At 68.9% G+C, this 19,001-nt stretch carries 21 protein-coding genes and 2 pseudogenes; 11 read left to right on the top strand and 12 right to left on the bottom strand.

All coding sequences use genetic code 11. The features are described from left to right. Positions 1-197 precede the first annotated feature (197 nt). Positions 198-569: a DUF805 domain-containing protein gene (locus AB0A95_RS24850; RefSeq protein ID WP_357558160.1), complete on the top strand. Its 372-nt coding sequence runs from the start codon at positions 198-200 to the stop codon at positions 567-569. 174 nt (positions 570-743) lie between these two features. Here AB0A95_RS24850 and AB0A95_RS24845 read toward each other — a convergent pair whose 3' ends face one another. After that, positions 744-1,550, bottom strand: a complete 807-nt coding sequence (locus AB0A95_RS24845; RefSeq protein WP_357558159.1) for a methyltransferase domain-containing protein — start codon at positions 1,548-1,550, stop codon at positions 744-746. Further along, positions 1,550-2,755, bottom strand: a complete 1,206-nt coding sequence (locus AB0A95_RS24840) for an NYN domain-containing protein (protein ID WP_357558158.1) — start codon at positions 2,753-2,755, stop codon at positions 1,550-1,552. The genes AB0A95_RS24845 and AB0A95_RS24840 overlap by 1 nt, the downstream gene beginning before the upstream one ends. 159 nt (positions 2,756-2,914) lie before the next feature. On the opposite strand from AB0A95_RS24840, the gene AB0A95_RS24835 reads away from it, so the two are divergent. Together AB0A95_RS24835 and AB0A95_RS24830 are read left to right on the top strand one after the other, a co-directional pair. Further along, complete coding sequence (locus tag AB0A95_RS24835; protein WP_357558157.1) at positions 2,915-3,895, top strand: histidine kinase; 981 nt, start codon at positions 2,915-2,917, stop codon at positions 3,893-3,895. Continuing rightward, complete coding sequence (locus AB0A95_RS24830) at positions 3,892-4,536, top strand: response regulator transcription factor (RefSeq protein ID WP_357558156.1); 645 nt, start codon at positions 3,892-3,894, stop codon at positions 4,534-4,536. Before AB0A95_RS24835 ends, AB0A95_RS24830 begins: the two co-directional genes overlap by 4 nt. Positions 4,537-4,588: 52 nt before the next feature. Here AB0A95_RS24830 and AB0A95_RS24825 read toward each other — a convergent pair whose 3' ends face one another. After that, the gene (locus AB0A95_RS24825; protein WP_357558155.1) at positions 4,589-4,972 is read right to left on the bottom strand and encodes a helix-turn-helix domain-containing protein; all 384 of its coding nucleotides are present in this window, start codon (positions 4,970-4,972) and stop codon (positions 4,589-4,591) included. Positions 4,973-5,057: 85 nt separating this feature from the next. Here AB0A95_RS24825 and AB0A95_RS24820 point away from each other — a divergent pair, with 85 nt between their 5' ends. Next, positions 5,058-5,711: an NAD(P)-binding domain-containing protein gene (locus AB0A95_RS24820; protein WP_357558154.1), complete on the top strand. Its 654-nt coding sequence runs from the start codon at positions 5,058-5,060 to the stop codon at positions 5,709-5,711. Between the two features lie 126 nt (positions 5,712-5,837). On the opposite strand, the gene AB0A95_RS24815 is transcribed toward AB0A95_RS24820, so the two are convergent. The 3 genes from AB0A95_RS24815 to AB0A95_RS24805 form a co-directional block, all read right to left on the bottom strand. Further along, positions 5,838-6,545, bottom strand: a complete 708-nt coding sequence (locus AB0A95_RS24815; RefSeq protein ID WP_357558153.1) for a hypothetical protein — start codon at positions 6,543-6,545, stop codon at positions 5,838-5,840. Continuing rightward, on the bottom strand, positions 6,542-7,063 hold the full coding sequence (locus tag AB0A95_RS24810) for a sigma-70 family RNA polymerase sigma factor (protein WP_357558152.1): 522 nt from the start codon (positions 7,061-7,063) through the stop codon (positions 6,542-6,544). The genes AB0A95_RS24815 and AB0A95_RS24810 overlap by 4 nt, the downstream gene beginning before the upstream one ends. Before the next feature lie 149 nt (positions 7,064-7,212). After that, positions 7,213-8,016, bottom strand: coding sequence for a helix-turn-helix transcriptional regulator (locus tag AB0A95_RS24805; RefSeq protein ID WP_357558151.1), 804 nt, complete (start codon positions 8,014-8,016; stop codon positions 7,213-7,215). 201 nt (positions 8,017-8,217) lie between these two features. On the opposite strand from AB0A95_RS24805, the gene AB0A95_RS24800 reads away from it, so the two are divergent. Both AB0A95_RS24800 and AB0A95_RS24795 read left to right on the top strand, forming a co-directional pair. Next, positions 8,218-9,249 (top strand): NAD(P)-dependent alcohol dehydrogenase, encoded by a 1,032-nt coding sequence (locus tag AB0A95_RS24800; protein ID WP_357558150.1) that lies wholly within the window; start codon positions 8,218-8,220, stop codon positions 9,247-9,249. A 90-nt stretch (positions 9,250-9,339) separates the two neighbouring features. Next, the gene (locus AB0A95_RS24795) at positions 9,340-9,984 is read left to right on the top strand and encodes an alpha/beta hydrolase (protein ID WP_357558149.1); all 645 of its coding nucleotides are present in this window, start codon (positions 9,340-9,342) and stop codon (positions 9,982-9,984) included. Positions 9,985-10,155: 171 nt separating this feature from the next. On the opposite strand, the gene AB0A95_RS24790 is transcribed toward AB0A95_RS24795, so the two are convergent. Both AB0A95_RS24790 and AB0A95_RS24785 read right to left on the bottom strand, forming a co-directional pair. Beyond that, entirely contained in the window at positions 10,156-10,812 is a 657-nt protein-coding gene (locus AB0A95_RS24790; protein WP_357558148.1) for a response regulator transcription factor, read from the bottom strand. After that, complete coding sequence (locus tag AB0A95_RS24785) at positions 10,809-11,957, bottom strand: histidine kinase (protein WP_357558147.1); 1,149 nt, start codon at positions 11,955-11,957, stop codon at positions 10,809-10,811. Before AB0A95_RS24785 ends, AB0A95_RS24790 begins: the two co-directional genes overlap by 4 nt. Before the next feature lie 140 nt (positions 11,958-12,097). Here AB0A95_RS24785 and AB0A95_RS24780 point away from each other — a divergent pair, with 140 nt between their 5' ends. Together AB0A95_RS24780 and AB0A95_RS24775 are read left to right on the top strand one after the other, a co-directional pair. Beyond that, positions 12,098-12,553, top strand: coding sequence for a hypothetical protein (locus AB0A95_RS24780; protein ID WP_357558146.1), 456 nt, complete (start codon positions 12,098-12,100; stop codon positions 12,551-12,553). 211 nt (positions 12,554-12,764) lie between these two features. Further along, positions 12,765-13,259 (top strand): SgcJ/EcaC family oxidoreductase, encoded by a 495-nt coding sequence (locus tag AB0A95_RS24775; protein ID WP_357558145.1) that lies wholly within the window; start codon positions 12,765-12,767, stop codon positions 13,257-13,259. 191 nt (positions 13,260-13,450) lie between these two features. On the opposite strand, the gene AB0A95_RS24770 is transcribed toward AB0A95_RS24775, so the two are convergent. Continuing rightward, positions 13,451-14,662, bottom strand: coding sequence for an MFS transporter (locus AB0A95_RS24770; protein WP_357558144.1), 1,212 nt, complete (start codon positions 14,660-14,662; stop codon positions 13,451-13,453). Between the two features lie 74 nt (positions 14,663-14,736). Between AB0A95_RS24770 and AB0A95_RS24765 the strand changes: the two genes are divergently transcribed. Together AB0A95_RS24765 and AB0A95_RS24760 are read left to right on the top strand one after the other, a co-directional pair. Next, positions 14,737-15,495 carry a DeoR/GlpR family DNA-binding transcription regulator gene (locus tag AB0A95_RS24765; protein WP_357558143.1) on the top strand — a complete coding sequence of 253 codons (759 nt, stop codon included), beginning with the start codon at positions 14,737-14,739 and terminating at the stop codon, positions 15,493-15,495. Between the two features lie 4 nt (positions 15,496-15,499). After that, positions 15,500-16,114: an HAD family phosphatase gene (locus tag AB0A95_RS24760; protein WP_357558142.1), complete on the top strand. Its 615-nt coding sequence runs from the start codon at positions 15,500-15,502 to the stop codon at positions 16,112-16,114. A gap of 352 nt (positions 16,115-16,466) precedes the next feature. Here AB0A95_RS24760 and AB0A95_RS24755 read toward each other — a convergent pair whose 3' ends face one another. Beyond that, positions 16,467-16,934 carry a nuclear transport factor 2 family protein gene (locus AB0A95_RS24755; protein WP_357558141.1) on the bottom strand — a complete coding sequence of 156 codons (468 nt, stop codon included), beginning with the start codon at positions 16,932-16,934 and terminating at the stop codon, positions 16,467-16,469. A 228-nt stretch (positions 16,935-17,162) separates the two neighbouring features. Further along, positions 17,163-17,636: pseudogene (locus AB0A95_RS24750) on the bottom strand (XRE family transcriptional regulator); the annotation flags it as partial. A 23-nt stretch (positions 17,637-17,659) separates the two neighbouring features. Between AB0A95_RS24750 and AB0A95_RS24745 the strand changes: the two are divergent. Next, positions 17,660-17,794 carry a hypothetical protein gene (locus AB0A95_RS24745; RefSeq protein ID WP_357558172.1) on the top strand — a complete coding sequence of 45 codons (135 nt, stop codon included), beginning with the start codon at positions 17,660-17,662 and terminating at the stop codon, positions 17,792-17,794. 210 nt (positions 17,795-18,004) lie between these two features. Here AB0A95_RS24745 and AB0A95_RS24740 read toward each other — a convergent pair. Beyond that, a pseudogene (locus AB0A95_RS24740) lies at positions 18,005-18,990 on the bottom strand (MerR family transcriptional regulator). Positions 18,991-19,001: the final 11 nt, after the last annotated feature.

Raw genomic sequence — 19,001 nt, 5'->3', positions numbered from 1 at the left:
ATCGCTTGGCGATCCCGCATCGCCCCTATGTGCACGCACCGACACGACAGGCACCGTGCCGGCCCGGACAAGCGGCGGCCAGCGGCAGATGCGTGCGAAGAAGATCGTGCCTAATTGGCCGTTGACCCCGCGACACCGATCTGTTTGGCTGCCCTCGCGATGACCTTGAGAATCCCCTCGAATAACGGGAGATAGCTTTGTCCTTCGGTGCCGCAGTCAAATCGGTTTTTGGCCAGTACGTCGGCTTCTCGGGTCGGGCCCGCCGGTCTGAGTACTGGTGGTTCGCCCTTTTCACCCTGCTTGTCAGCATTGTTGCCGCCATCCTGGACAGCGCGCTGGGATTGACCTTCGAGGGCTCGTCGACCGGTGTCATCGGTCTTATCGCCTCCCTGGTGCTGCTGCTGCCGTCGCTGGCGGTCGCGGTGCGACGCCTGCACGACACCGACCGGACGGGGTGGTGGTTGCTGATCGCCCTGGTGCCGTTCGTGGGCGCCATCGTCCTGATCGTGTTCTTTGTTATGGACAGCACGCCCGGAGCGAACCGCTTCGGCCCCAGCCCCAAGGGCTGACCGCTGGTCCACGCCCAGCAACGGATGAACATCCCGAACGCGTACGTCAGGCCGTAGCTCGATCGCAGGCAGGCAAGGGTCCCTTCCCGACATTGTTGTCGGGAAGGGACCCTTCGGCGACACCGTCGAACATTGCCGCGACCACCCGGGGCCGCTTGTCCAGATCCGCTCGCGTCATGCTGTCGCCGCCGATACCGGTGCGGCCGTCACAAGTAGATACTCGAGTTCCAGCCGGAAGCGGTCGCCGTCGGCCACTCCACGGTCGCCGACGAACGAGCGTAGGTCGACGCGTAGTGCGTCCCACCGAAACTCCGCCGTGAGTCGATCCCGCTCGGCGACGACGTGCCCGGCGCTGTCGATCAACAGGTTGGTCGCCGCGTCGGCGCTGGCGAAGCCCAGGTCGAAACGGTGGACGGTCGCCGACGTGATCCGCAGGTCGGCGTCTGCCAGGTACCGTCCGACAAGCTCGCGGTCTCCCCACCGGCTCGGCGGTGCGCCTCCGGCCGGAGGTGGCGGTAGGTAGCCGCCCAGGACCTGGCCCATGGCCGGCAGGAGACTGCCCGGCGTCCAGGCCGCCAGCACGACCCGGCCGGACGGGGCACACACCCGGCTCAGTTCTCCGGCCGCCGCGTCGTGGTCGTTCGCGTACATCACCCCGAAGACCGACAGGACCACGTCCACCGAATCGTCCGGCAGGGGCAACCGGCTCGCGTCACCGACCCGCCAATCGATCGCCAGGCCGTCGTCCGCGGCCCGCCGCCGGGCCAACTCCACAAGCGCCGGTTCCAGATCGACCCCGACGGTACGGGCTCCGCGCCGTGCGGCAAGTATCGCGGCGTTGCCCGTACCGGTGGCCACATCGGCCACCCGGTCACCGGGCCGTATCGCGGCGGCTTCCACCACCGCTTCGGCGACCGGCGTCAACAGTCGTGCCATGGCCGGATAGTCACCGGCCGCCCACGTGGTCACGAACGCGCCCATCACGCCTCCCCTGTCGCGGAAGGCGCCCTTGGATCCGATGGTTGCGGGTGAGCGTGGCGGACCCGGTCCGTCGCAGCGCCTCTCACTCCGGGCATCGCCGACCGTAGATGGTCGGAGTCAGCTCGGGCAACCCCGCCGTCCGGCCCGCAGTGTGAGCAGGTGCCGCGCCGGCGCAGGTGGTAGGTGACGGTGGCCGCGCCGAGCGCGACTCCCCAGAGCACCCAGGGCACGCTGGGAAGACGCAGGCCCCACCCCTCGTGGATGTCGAGGTCCCAGAGCATCATCAGCCCGGCCGGGATGAGGACGACGGCGACGAGGGACGCCGGAACGATCGCGAGTGCCGGCGGCACCGGTCTCCCGGCCTTGAACCAGATCCACCGCGGGTAGACCTCGCCCCACCGGCTGACCAGGCCGTGCGTGAGCACGCCACCCAGCACCGAGGCGATGGCGCAGCCCAGCCCGACCCAGAGCATGCCGTCGGTGTCCTGCATCATCGTGAGAAAGTCCCGGCTGATGCCCAGAGGGTGGCCGAAGAACCAGGCCACTCTGGTGATCTCGTAGGGCAGTGGCGCCAGGCAGGCGAGCACGACAGCCCAACGCCCCCACCGCAGCAGCGTCTGCGGGGACGGTCCGTCGCCGGTCGCCCCGTGCCGACGGCCGCAGTGCTGACATGCCGCACGCCTGCGGCGCTGGTAGGCCAGCGTGGCCACGGCCCACAGCAGCCCACCGGCGAACAGGATGATCAGGTTGTTCCGGTGCCAGTACAGGATGTCGCCGACGCCACCCTGTGGGCCGGGCACGCCGGTGAAGGCGAACACCAGCAGCAGCGGGGCGAACGCCAGCACGGCGATCATCGTGTAGTCGGGGATGATCATGGTGAGACTGGTAGCCGCGATCCAGCCGAACGCGATCATCGCCGCCGACTGACGGCGAGAACCAGCCCCTCGCGCCATCGCGAACCCGACAACGGCACCGAGCAGGCCGAGCGCCGCCATGAGCGGCGCGCCGACCTCCACCGGGACGCCCTCCAGAATCGAACCCGTCCGGTGGTCGTCGTCGATCGGCGCGAACGGGAACCCGTCACCGCCGGCCGTCCAGTACACGCCGAGCATGGCGTACGCCAACGACCAGCCGGCCGCCGCGTACCCCGACCACGTCGGCCAGCGCTGCCACCACCTGATCCCGCCCTTCACCCCGTCAGACATGTCACTCCCCGTGAGAACGCGGCGTCCGATCGCCGCTGCCTCACCAGCCTCGGCCACGCCGGGTGTACGCCACCATCTGCCGACCAGGCGAGGTGCGGCACGACCGCGGTGCCGTCCTACGCCGATCGGCATACGGTGATGCCCACCTAGGATCAGGTGATGATGCGACGGCACCTCGGCCGGCTCAGCATGGCGGCCAGCGCCTGCACGCTGGCCGTGACGTTCGTGGGCGATCTCGGCAGTCCGCCGTACCTGTTCTTCCTGGTGATGGCCGCCCTCGCGGTGCTGTTGGCCATCGCGGTGCGGTGGGGGCCACACCGGCACATCGCTCCTGCCGCCGGGCTCGCCGGGGTGACGATGGCTCTGGTCCTCTGGTCGTTCACCGACGGCATGGCGACCGTGGAACGGGTCGGCGCGGCAGCGGTCTGGACGACGCCGGCACTTGTCGCGGTCGTCGGCGGTGGCTACCCACGGCTGATGCTGCACCGGCGGGCGCTGGCCGTCGAGCGGGCCGAGCGTGCTCAGCGCCTACAGATGGCGCGTGACCTGCACGATTTCGTCGCCCACGACATCAGCGGGATCGTGGCGCAGGCCCAGGCGGCCCGCTTCGTCGCCGCCAGCCAGCCGGAGGCGGCCGGCCCGGCGCTCGAGCGTATCGAGGCCGCCGGTCTGGCGGCGCTGGCCACAATGGATCAGGTGGTCGGCATGCTGCACGGACCCGACGCCGGCACTCTGCGGCCGCTGCCCACACTGGATGACCTGCCGGGCCTGGTGGACCGGTTCCGCGCCGCGGGTCACCTCGACGCGTGTCTCGTCCAGGATCTCGCACCGGGCGAGGTCACCCTCGACAGCGCCGCTGTGGCGTACCGGATCGTGGTCGAGGCCCTGACCAACGTCCGGCGGCACGCGTCGACGTCGACCCGGGTCGACGTGTCGGTCACCGGCGATGCCGCAGGCATCACGGTGCGGGTCCACAACGACACGGCGTTGCCGCCATCCGGGCAGCGGCCCGACAGGCACGGCGGGAGGGGCCTCGCCGGCCTCCGTGAGCAGGTCGCCGCAGGTGGCGGCACGCTGTCGGCCGGCCCGTGTGAGCGTGGCTGGGAAGTCGTCGCCGTCATCCCGTCGGTGCCGGCATGAACAGCACCCGCGTTCTGCTCGCCGACGACCAGCCGGACGTGCGGAGCGGCTTCCGCCTCGTTCTGGACTCCCAACCCGACATCACCGTCATCGGCGAGGCCGCCGACGGGGCCGCGGCTCTGGCCCTGGCGACCAGGCTGCGGCCGGACGTCGTGCTCACCGACATCCGGATGCCCGGCATCGACGGACTGGAACTCACCCGGCTGCTCACCGCCGCGGGCATGCGGGTGGTCGTGGTCACCACCTTCGACCTCGACGAGTACGTGGACGCCGCGCTGCGCAACGGCGCCTGCGGCTTCCTGCTCAAACGATCAGGGCCGACGCTTCTGGTCGAGGGAGTCCGTGCGGCGATGGCTGGTGACGCCCTGATCAGCCCCCAGGTCACCATCCGGCTGCTGCGAGCGGCGACAAAGGCCGACCAACCCCCGGTGCCCAACCCCCTGACACACCGCGAGATCGACATCGTACGGCTTGTCGCCCAGGGGCTGACCAACGCGCAGATCGGTGCCGAACTGTTCATCTCCGCCGGCACCGCCAAGACCCACATCGCGAACATCCAGGCGAAACTGGGGCTCCACAACCGGGTGGGCATCGCTGCCTGGGCATGGCGAGCTGGTCTGGCCGATCCGCACGCCGGATAGGTCGAGAGCAGGATTTCCTTGGTCAGCCGCACGAGCGGATTTGCAACCAGTCCTACGGGCAGGGTTGCGCCAGGCGCATCTGTTCCTGCGCCTCGAAAAGCTCGTCGCCGTGGCGGGTGACCCATTCGGCGAGTGCGCGCATAGGGCCGTCGGCGAAGGTCCGACCGAGAGGTGTCAACGCGTAGTCGACCCTGGGAGGCGACTCGGCGTATGACCTCCGCTCGATCAGGCCGTTGGTGACGAGCCGGTGGAGTGCCTCGGTGAGAACCTTGTCGCTGATACCGCCGATCTTCGCCCGAAGAGCGCGGCGACGTTGCGGGCCGGCGGCGAGAGCGGCCAGAATCACCGGATCCCACACATGCGTGAACAGGTCAGTGCCCATTCGCAGCCGGCAGTCCGCCACGAAATCCACGCAGTCGCCGTCCGTATGAGACATCCGGTCATCGTGTCACGGCCGATACGCACCCGGTGGTGCGTAACGACCCGAACGGTTCGCATTGGATTTCCTAGAGTCTGACGTCATGCGTATCGGAATTCTCGGCACCGGAACCCTCGCCACGGCGCTGGCCATCGGCTGGACCCGGGCCGGACATGACATCAGCATCGGCGGCCGCTCACCGGAGCGCGCGGAGATCGCCGCGAAGGCATCCGGAGGTCGCGCTCGGCCGCTATCCGACGTGGTCGCGGACGCCGACGCCGTCCTGCTCACCGTGCACTGGGAGGGCATCGCCGACATCCTCTCAGCGGCCGGCGCACCCGCCGGGTCGCTCGCCGGTAGGCCGCTCATTGATCCGACGAACGCGGTGGAGCATGGCATCGGTGTGCTGCGGACGGGATCTGGACGCGCCATTGCGCATCGCATCGCCGAACTCGCCCCCGGCGCTCACGTGGTCAAGGCGTTCCATCTGTTCCCGTCGACGCGGTGGACGGCGCCCGCGTCGACACCGGCAACTGTCGCGATGTGCGGGGACGACCCGCGAGCGCTGGAGATCGTCGGCTCGCTCGTACGCGACGTCGGAGGCATTCCTGCCGTCCTTGGCGGGCTGGACCGGGCACGCCAACTGGAGGAGGTCGCCGGGTTCGTCATCGGGCTCGCGTTCGCCGGCGTCGACCCGCAGTCGGCGATCCCGGCGGTTCCGTCATCGGGAGCGGACGAGACTTCGCAACGGCCCTGAGCCCGGCCACCGGCACGAGTTGGGCGGCGGAGGCTCATCGTTCGTCGTCAGCGTCGCCGAAGACACGATGACGTCCGAGCTTGCTCGGCCGGTACGACACCAGGAACCAAAGCTCCACGATCACTCTTATGGTCCGGGCCAGACGATGCGAGTTGGATGCGGTCCGGGACCGGTGTAGCGGGCGTTACCCAGCGGGCCGTTCAAGGCGCACGAGGGGGATCCGACCGGCGCGAGGTAGAGCATCGTGTAGGTCATCTGCGTCGCTGGCTCGGAGAAGGTCGAGATGACGAGGGTGCTGCCTTCGGGAAACAACCTCGGCCGCATGAGGTACCCGTCGAAGGAGATTTGTTCACTGTTGGGCCCGAGCTGGTTCAGCGCTTGGCCATTTCGGTCACGATCCGTGGGAGGGGCGCAGAAGCTGGCGGGCACGCCGGAGCGCAACTCCGTGGGTACGCCGGCGTCGCGGAGCGTGGCCGCGAGCCCACCCACGTCGTCCAGTTGTTCCCACCGCACCGTCAGTTCCACGGCCCCGTCAGGCTTTGGGGTGATCGCATACGCGGCAGCGGCCCCGTTGGGTCCGCCGCTCCCCAGCGTGAACAGTGTTCCGAGGGCCACCGCCACGGTCGCGGCACCGCCGAGCGCGATCCGTCGACGTCGCATCTGCCGGGTGACGCCGCGCCGCCGCTCCGGGGCCAGCCAGGACCGTTCGGCGTCACCGTTCTGCGACGTCGCGAGGATGCCGGCCAGCATCACCTGGGCCTGGGATGACTCGGGATCCACGCGCCAGTCGGCGACGGGATCCGCTTCGCGCATGAGTCGATCGCCCATCATCATGAGCCTCCTTCGTGAGCCAACGGAGAAAGCGCGGCATCCGTCGATGTCCTGTTCCGGGTTGGTTCCAGCGCGGCTGCCAGCCGCCTTCGGGCGCGATACAAACGGACCTTGTACGCGGTGCGGCTGCACCCCATGACGGTGGCAGCGGCGCTGGCGTCCAAACCCTCCCAGGCGGCCAGCCGCAGTGCCTCCTGGTCACCCTCGGGGAGTTCGGCCAACGCACGGCGCACTCGTACCTGATCGACCACCACATCGGCGTGGTCGGGTGACACCATCTCGCCGACCTCGCCCAGCCGGGAGGCCAACCTCGCCTGCCGGCTTCGCCCCCGGATCTCGTTGCCGATCAGGTGACGTGTCGTCGCGTACAGCCAAGGCAGCGGCTCGGTGACAGGCACCTCGGACAGTCGCCGCCACGCCACGAGGAAGGCCTCACTGACAACGTCGGGCGCTCGATCCGGTCCCACCCGGCGTGCCGCGTACCGCATGACTGCGCCGTAATGTCGCCGGAACAACTCCACGAATCTCGCCCGGTCGTCTTCCATGCCCATTCTGTTTCCGCATCAGCCGTCGGAGTTACAGGCTGGCCTGCGCCCAGTGGTCGACGACTAACAACTCGCCCTGCTGTGGATCCCGGTCGACCGCGCCCGTCGTGCCCGGTTGGCGGCCTTCACCACCTGACGAGTTCGGCCAGCGCGACGCTTGTGGCTTCGTCGGCAGGGAGGAATGCCTCCAGTCGGAGTTCGGCGATGGTGACGTCGGTGGCGGTGCCGAAGTGGGTGAGTGTGGTGATGAGCCGCAGTTCCCGGCTGCCCGGGCTGCTTGTGCGCAGGTGCATTGGCACCGCGAACCCGAGGTGATGTGGCGGGAGTTGCCGTGGCCGCGGAGGTGCCAGGTCGGCGAGTTCCTCGGCGAGGCGCTGGAGTCGGTCGCTCGGGTTGCGGACGCTCTCGGCCCGGACGCTGTCGACGACGTGCCAGGCCCATTCGTCGAGGTTGACGATGCGGGGCGCGAGACCGCGGGGGTGCAGCAGGACTCGGGGGACGCTCACCGGTGGGGTGAGCAGGTGTGGGTCCACTCCGCGGGTGATCATGTCGAAGCCGGCGTTGGCGGAGATGAGGTCGCCGTGCCGGTCGACGATCACGGCCGGGTACGGCAGGTGGCCGTGCAGGACGCGTTCGAGGGCCGCTCGGACCGGCGCCAGTTGGGGGTCGTCCAGTTCTCGTTGTTGGTACGCGGGCGCGAATCCGGCGCCGAGGAGCAGTTCGTTGCGTTCACGGATCGGCACCTCCAGCGATTCGGCCAGCCGTATGATCATCGCCCGGCCAGGGGTTGAGCGTCCGCTCTCGATGAAGCTGACGTGCCGTTGCGTGGTGCCGGCCCGCACCGCCAGTTCGAGTTGGCTGACGCGTCGTCGGGTGCGCCAGGTGCGCAACGCACCCGCGAGTCCGCCGCTCGCTGATCCGGTGATCATTCCTTCTGTGTACCGGGCGCCGGGCCGGTTGGCGATTCCCTCCGGGGAATTGTCGCGGTGTATCCGGCACAGAACAGTCGTGGTCGCAACGATCATCCACGACCGAAGGATCAGCATGGCTGACATCGACCCGAAGAACCTCACTGACCGCTACGTCGCGGCGCATCGCATCGACTGCCAGTCCGTCGAGGGCTGACCGCGATGAGTGTGGTGCTGCCCCCGGCCGTGCGCAGCTACCGTGTGAACAGCGGCGATGGCATTGATGGTCTGAAGCTGCGTACCCACGAACCGCCCACGCCGGGTGTCGGCGAGGTCGCGGTCGCGGTCCATGCCGTCTCGCTCAGCTTCCGCGACCTGCTGGTGCTGCGGGGGCAGTACGTGCTGCCGGTCAAATCGGACGTCATCCCCGTCGGCGACGGTGCCGGGCAGGTGATTGCCGTGGGGCCAGGTGTCCAGTTGGTGCGACCGGGTGACCGGGTCACCGCCGCGCTGTTCCCGCAATGGTTGGACGGCCCCCTGGAACCGTCATCCCTGCCCCAACTGGGAGGTTCCCTCGACGGCATGCTCACCGAACTCGCCGTCCTGCCGGAGCAAGCCCTCGTCCCGGTCCCCGAACACCTCTCCTACGCCGAAGCCGCGACGCTGCCGTGCGCCGCCGTCACCGCATGGAACGCGCTGACCGGGGACGGTCCCGGGATCCAGCCCGGACACACGGTGTTGACCACCGGATCGGGCGGCGTATCACTGTTCGCTGTGCAACTGGCCAAGCTCCTCGGTGCGCGAGTGATCGCCACGACCGGTGACGGGGAGAAGGAGCGGCACCTTCGTGACCTGGGCGCTGACGAGGTCGTCAACTATCGCGCCGTTCCCGACTGGCATACCGCGGTCCGCGACATCACCGGCGGGCGAGGGGTCGACCGGGTCGTCGACACTGCCGGATCACTGGAACAGTCACTGAAGTCGCTTGCCATCAACGGGCACGTCGCGTTCGTCGGGTCCCGCTCGGGTGACTGGCCACCACTCGACCCTCGCCTGCTGTTCGGTGTCGCCGCGACGGTCCGGGCGCTGGCGGTCGGAAGCCACGCCCAGTTCACCAAGCTGAACGAGATCATCACCGTGCACCAGCTTCGGCCCGTCACCAGCCGTGCGTTCCCGTTCGAGGAAGCGGGCGCGGCGTTTCGGCACTACGAGTCGGCCAGCCCATTCGGAAAGGTCATCATCGAAGTCCGATAGTCGGTGCGCGTGGCGGCGAAATCCGCCACGCACGCCTGTCGGCGAAGCCGTGAGCTGTGGATGTCGTACCCGTGCGTAAGGCTTCGGGGCATGGCGACTTTCGTTCTGATCCACGGCGGCGGGGGCAGCGCCTGGGACTGGCATCTCCTTGTCCCCGAGCTGACCAGCCGCGGCCACGACGTGGTGGTCCCGGAGTTGCCGATCGAGGACAGTTCGGCGGGGTTCGCCGAGTTCCGCCGGGCGGTCGTCAACGCGATCGGCGACCGGAGCGATCTCGTGGTGGTCGGGCACTCGTACGGTGCGTTCACCGCGCCGCTGATCGCCGACAAGCTGCCGGTGCGGCTGATCGTCCTGCTCACACCGATGATTCCCAAGCCCGGTGAGAGGCCTGGTGACTGGTGGGCCAACACCGGTTACCGCGGCGCGGAGGGGCTCAGCGAGGAGCAGCAGTTCTACAACGGCGTGCCCGCCGACATCGTCGCGGAGGCACCGGCACACAGCCGGGGCCAGGTCAGCGCGGAAGGGAACGAGCCGTGGCCACTGGGCACCTGGCCAGACGTGCCGACGAGGGTGCTCATCGCACGCGAGGACCGGTTCTTCCCCGCGGACTTCCAGCGCCGGGTGGCCGTCGACCGACTCGGCGTCGTCCCGGACGAGATGGACGGCGGTCACGCGGTGGCGCTCAGCCACCCGAGGCAACTCGCCGACCGCCTGACCGCGTACCCGCTGCCCTGACGGGAGGGGCCACGGGCATCTCAGGCGGCGGAGCTGGTTGCGACCTCTCGGCGGCATGAGCGGCTGTCACCGATGATGGGGCGTTCGGGCGGAAGCGGGTGATGATGAGGCAACCAACGCTGTTCCTGACCGTGGGGCCCCCTGCACAGGAAAGACGACTGCCGCGGAGCCTCACCGGGGCTCGGAGAGTCCCGCACGGTGCGCGATGACCGCAAGTTGCGTGCGGTCGCGGGCCTGTAGCTTGGCGAGTAGGCGGCTTACGTACGTCCGGGCCGTGGCCGGGCTGATGAACAGCGCCCCGCCGATCTCGTGGTTGCTCTCGCCGAGCCCGACTCGCGCGAGGATCTCCAGTTCGCGCTCGGTCAGATCGTCCAGCCGCGGATCCCGGGCGTGCGCCTGGCCGTGTTGGGCCACTCGCTCCATCAGATGCTTGGTCACCGAGGGGGAGAGCATGTTGCCGCCGGCCGCCACGGTCCGGACCGCCTGCCGGAGGTCCTTGGAACTGGTGTCCTTGAGCAGGTAACCGGCGGCGCCCGCGCGGATCGCCTCGTCAATCTCGCCCGGCTCGTCGAAGGTGGTCAGGATCAGCACCCGGACCTGACTCATCGACTCGTCGGCGGTGATCCGGGCGGTGGCATCGATCCCGTCGCCGCGGGGCATCCGGATGTCCATCAGGACGACGTCCGGCAAGTGCCGGCGGACCTCCTCCAAACCTCGTACGCCGTTGCCGGCCTCGGCCACTACCTTGATGCCGTGGTCGTTCTCCAAGAGGCTGCGCAACCCGGCCCGGACGAGTTCCTGGTCGTCCACGAGCACCACCCTGATCACGCGTCCTCTCCTAACGGCAGGTCGGCCTCGACGACGAACCCGCCGGGCTCGTGTCGGGTGCGCAGCGAGCCGCCGAGCGCGGTCGCCCGCTCGGTCATGCCAGCGATCCCGTGCCCACCGCGCCGGGGACGGCCTGGTGGCGGTCCGTCATCGGTCACGGTCAGCCGCAGCTTCGCCCCGTCTGCGGCAGCGACCACGCTCACCCGGCTCGCCTGAGAGTGGCGGACGACGTTGGTCACCGCTTCCTGCACGATCCGGTACGCGGCAACGTCGATGGTCCGCGGCAGCGTCTCGGAAGTTACCTCGACGCGCTCGTCCACGTCGAAGCCGGCGGAACGGGCCGCGTCGAACACGGGAGAGAGGTCGCTGAGCGAGATCGATTCGCGGCCGGCCGGTTTGGCCGAGCGTAGAAGGCCGACCGTGGTCCGCAGCTCCCGCATGGTGGCCGAGGATGCCTCCTTGATTCGTTGCAGTGCGGTGTCCAGGGCCGGGTGACCGTGCGGTGCGGCCTCCCGGGCCACCTCAGCGTGTAACGAGATCACTGAGACCGTGTGGCCGATCGAGTCGTGCAGCTCGCGGGCGATGGCCAGGCGTTCCTCCCGGACTCGGCTCTCCGACTCCTGGATGTACTGTCGGGCCAGCAGTTCTTCCATGTCCCGCTGGTGCCTCCGCTGGGCGCGGCGGCTGCGGATGCCGTCGCCGAGCGCGATCGCCATAGCCATCGAGGTCACTTGCGTGGCCAGGTCGTAGCCCAGTACGTAGGCCGCGTCTTGCCCGGCGAGCAGCCGGAAGACCAGCGAGAGGACGAGGACCGCCGAGGCCGTGACGGTCGCCGCGGCGAGACGACCGCCCTCCGCGGCGGAGAACAGAGCGGCCGCCAGCGGAATGCCGACACCGACGGCGGGATAACCGCCCACGTAGTAGACGATCAGCCCGAAGGCGCTCACGAGGAGCACCGCGCGGGGGTGCTGTCGGCGTGCGAGCATCAGCGCGCCGAGCCCGATGGCCCACAGGTACGCCAGCGCGTCCGGTTCCTTTGTGCCGCCCTGCCGAGCCGAGATCACGGCGGTGAGCGTGGCGATCACCGCGAGTCCGAGTAGGGCGTCCAAGATCCAGGGCACAAGCCTGCCCGCGCGTCCGTCCATACGTCCAGCCTAGGATCCCCCGCCGGGCGCAGGGTCCGCGAACTGTAGTCGTGAGGCGACAGCGTCATCGCTTCTCGACGTACGCTGCTCGCGCTCCGGGACGGATGGCAGAAGTCGCTCGCCCGCATAGGTTCGTCATCATGCAGATGCAAGGAGCCCGTGCCCTCGGCCTGCCATGGATCGCCCTGATCGGGCTGGCGTTGCTCGCTGTGCCCCGCGTCATCCTGCACGACCTCGACGCCATTCAGGAGGGTGACTTCGTCAATTTCCTGCTGGTCTTCGTCCCTCCGGTGATCTGGATCGTGGTGGCGCTCGTGGTGCGGGCGCCGAAGCCGTTCCTCACGTTGCTCGTGGTGGGCGGGATCTACGGCGTCTTCCTCACCTTGGTGCACCAACTCCTGTGGAACCGGAGCGTGGGTGACGACGTGACCCTCGGCGGCAACCTCGAGAACAAGCTGTCGGCCGGAACCGAAGAATTGGTGATCCGCGTCTTCGCGACGTTCAGCAGCCTCTTCACCGGGCTCCTCGTCGGCGCGGTCGCCGGGCTGGTCGTCTGGGGTGCCAGCAAACTAGTGCACAGTAAAACCAGGGCGTGATACTTCACCGTCGTATTCGACCTTTTCTCAGCCGTCACACGTCCATGACGTGGCCTCTCTTCCAGCTCACGATCGACGTGAGGGCGATGCGGAGGGCCCTCCACAGAGCGTTATCGATGAGCGGTGCTCGTCGTGGCGTGGCGGTCCGCGCCGGTGGGAGCCACTCGATCGAAAGGAAACGATGAGAGCGCAACGTAGGTACCGGGAGCGAGTGGTCCTCGCCATGGTGGTCGGCGCGATGGTCGTCGGGAGCATGACCCCGGCGATCGCCTCGACTCCGGTTGCTGACAGGGATGCGGCAGCGGCGCGGCCGGATGATCTGGCGGCGCTCGGCCGTCTCCGGGAGCGGCAGGAGGACGCCTGGGCCCGGGGTGATGGTGCCGCCTATGCGGCGATCCACACGCCGGACGCGGACGTGGTCACCTTCAACGGAGAGCATTTGCGGACCAGGGCCGGCATCGAGGCCGGGATGCAGCACTACTTCGACGTGTATCTGCGGGGCACCCGGATCAGCACGCTCACCGAGCAAGTGCGTCGTCCCGAGCCGGACCTGGCAGTCATCGTCCGTACCGGCTGTGTTCTCTGGCCGGGCGAGATCGCCTGCTCCGAGGAGGCCCTGTCGATCAACACCAGTATCGCCGTCAAACGCCACGGGACCTGGTGGTACACGTCATTCCAAAACACCCGGATTCGTCCACTCGGGTAGCCGATCACCGTAGATCAGTGGCATCGCGGTCCACCTGACCCGCGGCGGGGCCCGCCGGATCGGACTCAGCATCATGCTCCTCACGGCCGCCGCCGCGACGGCCTGGCTCAGCGCCACCTGGTCCTGAACTGCCCACCTGCCCTCCAACCAAGGCGCGAACAGTCGGGGAGAGTTGGCGTTCAGGGCGTGGCTCAGGCGGTGTGGACGCTGGCCGCTGGCGGGTTGGTTACCTGCGGCTGCGGCTCTTCTGCCTTGGATCGAAGGATGTGGGCGGTGAGGGCGGCGACTACGCAGAAGGCCACGGGCAGGAAGAACGTGTAGTTCAGTGGCATGAGGTGGGTGAGGGGTCCGATGATGGCGGGCCCGGCGAGCACGCCGAGGTAGCCGAGGCCGGCGACGCGGGAGACGTTCGCTCCAGCTGAGCTGGGGTCCGCGTGGCCAGCCGCGCTGAAGAGTTGCGGGATGGTGCCGGACAGTCCGATACCGAACAGCACCCATCCGGCGACAGCCAACGGGATCGACGGTGAGAACGCGATCATCGTGAGGGCGAGCGCGGCCAGTGTCGATCCGTAGCGGACGATCACGACTGGGCCGAAGCGTGCGGCGACCCGGTCGGTGAGGAAACGCCCGATCGTCATGGCGGCGGCGAAGGCACCGTAGGCGAGGGCAGCGGTGGCGGCGGGCGCGCCGAGCACGTCGCGCATGGCCAGCACGCTCCAGTCATTGGCGACGCCTTCGCTGAGCATCAGCATCAGGGCGAGCGCGGCGAGCGCCCAGATGCGCAGGGGCGTTGTCCGCCAGGTGGTGGCCTTGGTGGTGGAGCGTTCCAGCGTGCTGGCGGCTCCTGGCCGCGGTAGCAGTGCGGGTGCGACGACTGCGGCGACGGCGAGGGCGAAGAGGCTGACCGCGGTCAGGGTGGCCGTCGTGCTCCAGCCCCAGCCGAGTGTGCGGGCGCCGACCAGCGCGGCGAGGACCCCGCCGAGGGAGAACACGGCGTGGAACGCGGACATGATCGGGCGCTTGTAGCCGGCTTCGACCTGGACGGCGTGGGTGTTCATGCTGACGTCCAGGCTGCCGTTGCCGATGCCGAACACCAGCAGCGCCGCGCCCAGTGTCCACGCGTTCACGGCGAGGGCGGGCAGGACGAGCGCCGCACCGCACAGCGCCGCGCTCAGCGGTACGACCCGGCGAGCGCCGAACCGGTCGGTGAGCGGCCCGACCAGTTGCATCCCGGCGAAGGCGCCGGCACCGAGGAGCAACAGGAGCCAGCCGAGCACGGCGTGGCTGATTCCGGTGCGGTGTTCGACGGCGGGGATATGGACAATCCAGACACCTAGGACGAAACCATTGAGGGCGAAGTAGGCGAATGTGGCAAGCCGGGCGGCCCGCAAGGATCTCGTCATGTCTCCGAACATAACAAACATAATTCCTGTTCGAAACCTTGTTGATTGAACAGGCTTGGTGGTTCAATTGGTGTATGGCGAGCGTGGACCGACACCGACGGATCATCGATGCCGTACGGCAGACCGGGCAGCTCAGCGTGGCGGAGCTGGCGGAACTGACAAGCACCTCGGAGATGACGATCCGCCGAGACCTGGAGATCCTGGCCGAACAGGGCGTCCTGGAGCGTTACCGCGGCGGGGCCAGAAGCCTGCTGCTGCGCGGCGACGAACCCCCGTTCGCGCTTCGCGAGTATGACGGCCTGCGAAGCAAGCAGCGTATTGCCGCAGCGGTAGCCGACATGATCGCCGACGGCGAGGCGGTCGTCATCGACAGCGGCACCACCTGCCTCGAAGTGGCCCGCGCCCTGACCCACCGCCGCCTGACCGTCATGCCGCTGTCCCTGCACGCGGCCAACGCACTGGTCGGCGCACCCCAACTGAGGCTGCTCCTGCCCGGCGGGGAACCACGCCCCGGCGAGCTGGCGCTCACCGGCCCCCTGGCGGAGGCGTCGCTCGCCGCGCTGCGCTTCGACACCGCGATCATCGGCTGTTGTGGCCTGAACGCCTCGAACGGCCTGACCGCGTATGACCTCGCCGACGCCGCGATCAAGCGTGCCGCGATGGCCTCGGCCCACCGCGTCATCGCGGTCGCCGAGGCGGCCAAGTTCTCCCGCACCGCCCTCGCCTTCGTCGCACCGGCGTCCGCGCTGCACGTCGTCGTGACCGGAGACGACGCCCCCGCCGACGAAGCTGACGCGCTGGACGCCGCCGGCGTCGTCGTACGGAGGGTGTGACCTGATGGCGGACACCGTGCTCTTCGACCTGTTCGGGGTCATCGCCCGCCAGCAGGCCCCATCCGGCCAGGAGTTGCTAGCGGCGACGGCAGGCGTCTCAGCCCCCACGTTCTGGGAGACTTACTGGGCGCTGCGTATTCCCTACGACCGTGGTGAGCTGACCGGATCAGAGTACTGGCGGCAGGTAGCGGCCGCCCTCGACACCACCTTCGACGACCACCAGATCGCCTGCCTCATCGCCGCGGACATCGCGAGCTGGAGCGCCGTCGACAACGACATGGTCGCCCTGGTCGAACAGACAGCGGCATCGGGGCGGCGGATCGCGTTGCTGTCGAACATCCCGGAAGAACTGGCCGTGCATTACGAGGAGCACCACCGCTGGTTGAAGTACTTCGACGCGGTCGCCTTCTCCTGCCGTACCGGCCACGCGAAACCCGAGCCGGACGCCTACCGGTGGTGCTGCCGGGCCCTCGCCCTCGCACCAGGACGCATCCTGTTCGTCGACGACAGCGCCGAGAACATCCAAGCGGCCGAGGCGATCGGCATGCACGCCCACCTGTTCGTCGGCCCCACGCAGGCCCGGCAGGCCATCGCCGAGTTGGACACGATGCCGCGATAGCGGATATCCGGACTGGGCACGGTGCGCCGGGAAAGGATGCTTCGTCTCTTGGGCAGGGTTGCTGCCCGCCCTTGACGGAGGCCAGCGCCCGGATCGTGCATCCTCAATTGCCGCGGTTGGGGCGTCCAGCGCGCTGGCCCAGCAAACGGCCATGCCGAGTGGGTACATCTTCGGCGTGGCACTCGCCGCTCCGGCGAGTGCCACCCGTGGCGGCCCGCGAACTATTCGATCAGATAGTCGACCCACAGTCACGGACAGCGGGATCCATGTGCGCTTCGTGCGACTGCGGCTGGCCTCGGCGGGAATCTTCAGCGCATTGCGGCAGAGCCGTGCACAGGACGTCGGACGCGAATCAGGGTTGGGCTGCCCCGTCAACCGTGGTGCTTTCCCGCGGACGAAGCGCGGTCAGCAGACTGTCGAGTTGACCCCAGGCCCGCGCACTGGAGATGTGGTCGATGTAGTCACGGGATTCGATGATGAGCCCGTCGCGGATGCGCATCACAAAGACACACGGCACCCTGAACGTCTCGCCTGTCTCGTCCACCTGCCCCTGATAGGCGAACTCGGCGACAATCACCTCCGGGTCGGTGGTCTCATGAATCGTCACGTCGACCGGCTTACGGTTCAGCGTCCGGGCGACCGGAGGTGGCGTGGTGAAATGCTCGTGCAGCTCACCGCGGCTGAGCAGCGCAGGCGGGTCGAGCGGGTGGAACGGATGCGTGACATGGGTTTCTTCCGCGTACAGGTCAGCCAAGTCTTCGTACGGACCGTCACAGACACCGTTCACCAGCCGGAGGAAGGTTTCGCGTGGGCTGCTCATGCAGGCTTCCTTCGAGTCGGTGAATGTCACTTGGTGCATGCCGAGGACTCCATCCGGGAATGGTCGGCGTCCCAACGACGGCACCCTACCGACCTCAGCCCCGATCTGACTGCCCCGAAGCGCTCTCGTCGGCCGTATCGAGTGCGTTGTCATCGCCAATGAGTGTGTGCAGCGACGTGCCAGCAGGCCCCGCCGGCGGGTGGCACCGGCGACCCTGGGCGACGTGTCCTACTCGGGCGACCTGTTGTGCCTGTCGAGCGTCGCCTTGGACGTGGAGGCATCCTGGAAGGTCAGCTCCCATGGGCCGGTGTTGACGTCCATGTCCTTGCCGAACCCGACCCATTTCCCGGCCATCCGTCGGCCGGTGGGCTCGACAAGTAGCTGGATCGCCCCGTGGTAGCGGGCTCCCCGGTAGTAGCCGCCAGGATCGGTCTGCTCCACCCAGGTGCCGGTGACCACGGCACCGTCCACGCTGAGATCCATCGACAGCGACGACGCCGCCGAGCCGGGCAGGCTGCGCACGGTCAGTCGGTCGCCGTGCTGGAGCACGACCACGAAGTGCTGCCCGGCGAATGATTCTCCCCGGCCGCTGGAGTGGAACTGGTAGCGGCTGAGCCAGACGCCCTCGTACGACCCGTGGACCGCGAGGGGCTTGGGCGTTGGCGTGGCCAGGCTGGACATGGGCGACGTCAGGTCGTGGCCACTGTGCTGGTCACCGGGTCCTGGTGCGGGCTGACAGCATCGCGCCCGCCGAGATCCGCCACCGGCCAGCCGCACGGGATGTGGTCGCCCAGGTCGCCCGGGACCCGGATGCCCCAGCCACGATCACCCAACTCGCCATCGGTCTCGGGGTGCTGTGAGCATGGCGGTTCAGCCCAAAGGGGAACGGCGGGAGCCGACTCGACAAGCGCGGGGACGTCCATGCCCTGGTGGTAGCCGAGTCGGGCCGACGCACTCGCCCCGCTTCGCCCAAGGTCATGCTCGATCCCGGATCGATTGGCTGTTTGACGCTGGGATACCACTCGGCCCTGGAACGAGCGCGATCTTGGGGAGTGGGCGCGTTTCGCCGGTCAGGGGGCCGGTACGGCGGACGCGCGCAGTGCCGCGGCCAGCCACTCGTACGGGAACCGCTCCGGCGATACGTCGTTCACGGCGGTGACCAGCTCCAGGTACCTGTCGAATGGTCCCTCCGGCGGCATGCGGTCCCACTCCGCGCCCTTGCGCATCTGGTCCGCGGCCTGGATCCGGAACTCGGGCGTGTCCGGTATCCCGGGGCTGTCCGGTGTCGCGAAGATGCCGGTCAGCCACCCCATCCACGCCTCGGCGATCTCCCGCCCCCTGGGTGAGTCCGGCGGCACCTGCTCGCGCGCCGCGTCCAGCACCGGTTGGCCGATCGCCGCGCCCGCTTCCAGGGCGTCCAGCATCGGCGACGAGGTCATCAGCGGCCCGGCCCCGGTGGTGCACGCCTCGTGCAGCTCACGGCGTACGGCCTGCCGGACCTCGGTGTCCCGGACCAGCTCGGCCAGCTCGATCCACGCCTCCAGTTGGGCCGCGGTGGGATGGTCGGGCAGCCGCGGGCGGGCCGCCCGCCACCAGTCGACCATCCGCTCCGGCGGGTCCCAGCCGGTGGTGACCTCGGCCCAGAACTCGTCGATCAGCCTGTCGCGTTCCTCGTCCGGCATGCCGACCAGCTTGTGCATCAGCGTGACCTGCTCGGCAGTGGAGTCCTGGCGCAGGATGGCCGACAGCACCGCGCGACGCTGCGCAGGCGTGCCTCCTGTCGGGCCAGCAGGGCCAGGTGGGTGGCGGCCAGGTCGCGCAGCGTCGCCTCGCCGGCCAGCACCCGCCGGATCTCGTCCAGGCCGGCGTCGAGTTCGCGCAGCGTCCGGACCAGTTCCAGCCGGGCGATGGCCGCCACGTCGTACAGGCGGTGGCCGGCCGGGGTGCTGGCGGCCGGCGTGACGACACCGGCGTCCGCGTAGTGCCGGACGGCGCTGACGCTCAGGCCGGTCCGCCGGGCGACATCTCCGATGGGGTACAGCTCGTCTCTGTCCACGACGCCCACTA

This window comes from Micromonospora sp. NPDC049230, from assembly GCF_040647875.1.
Taxonomy (GTDB): Bacteria; Actinomycetota; Actinomycetes; order Mycobacteriales; family Micromonosporaceae; genus Micromonospora.
The sequence above is the reverse complement of the archived record's forward strand: the minus strand, read 5'-3'. Positions and strand labels throughout refer to the sequence as shown.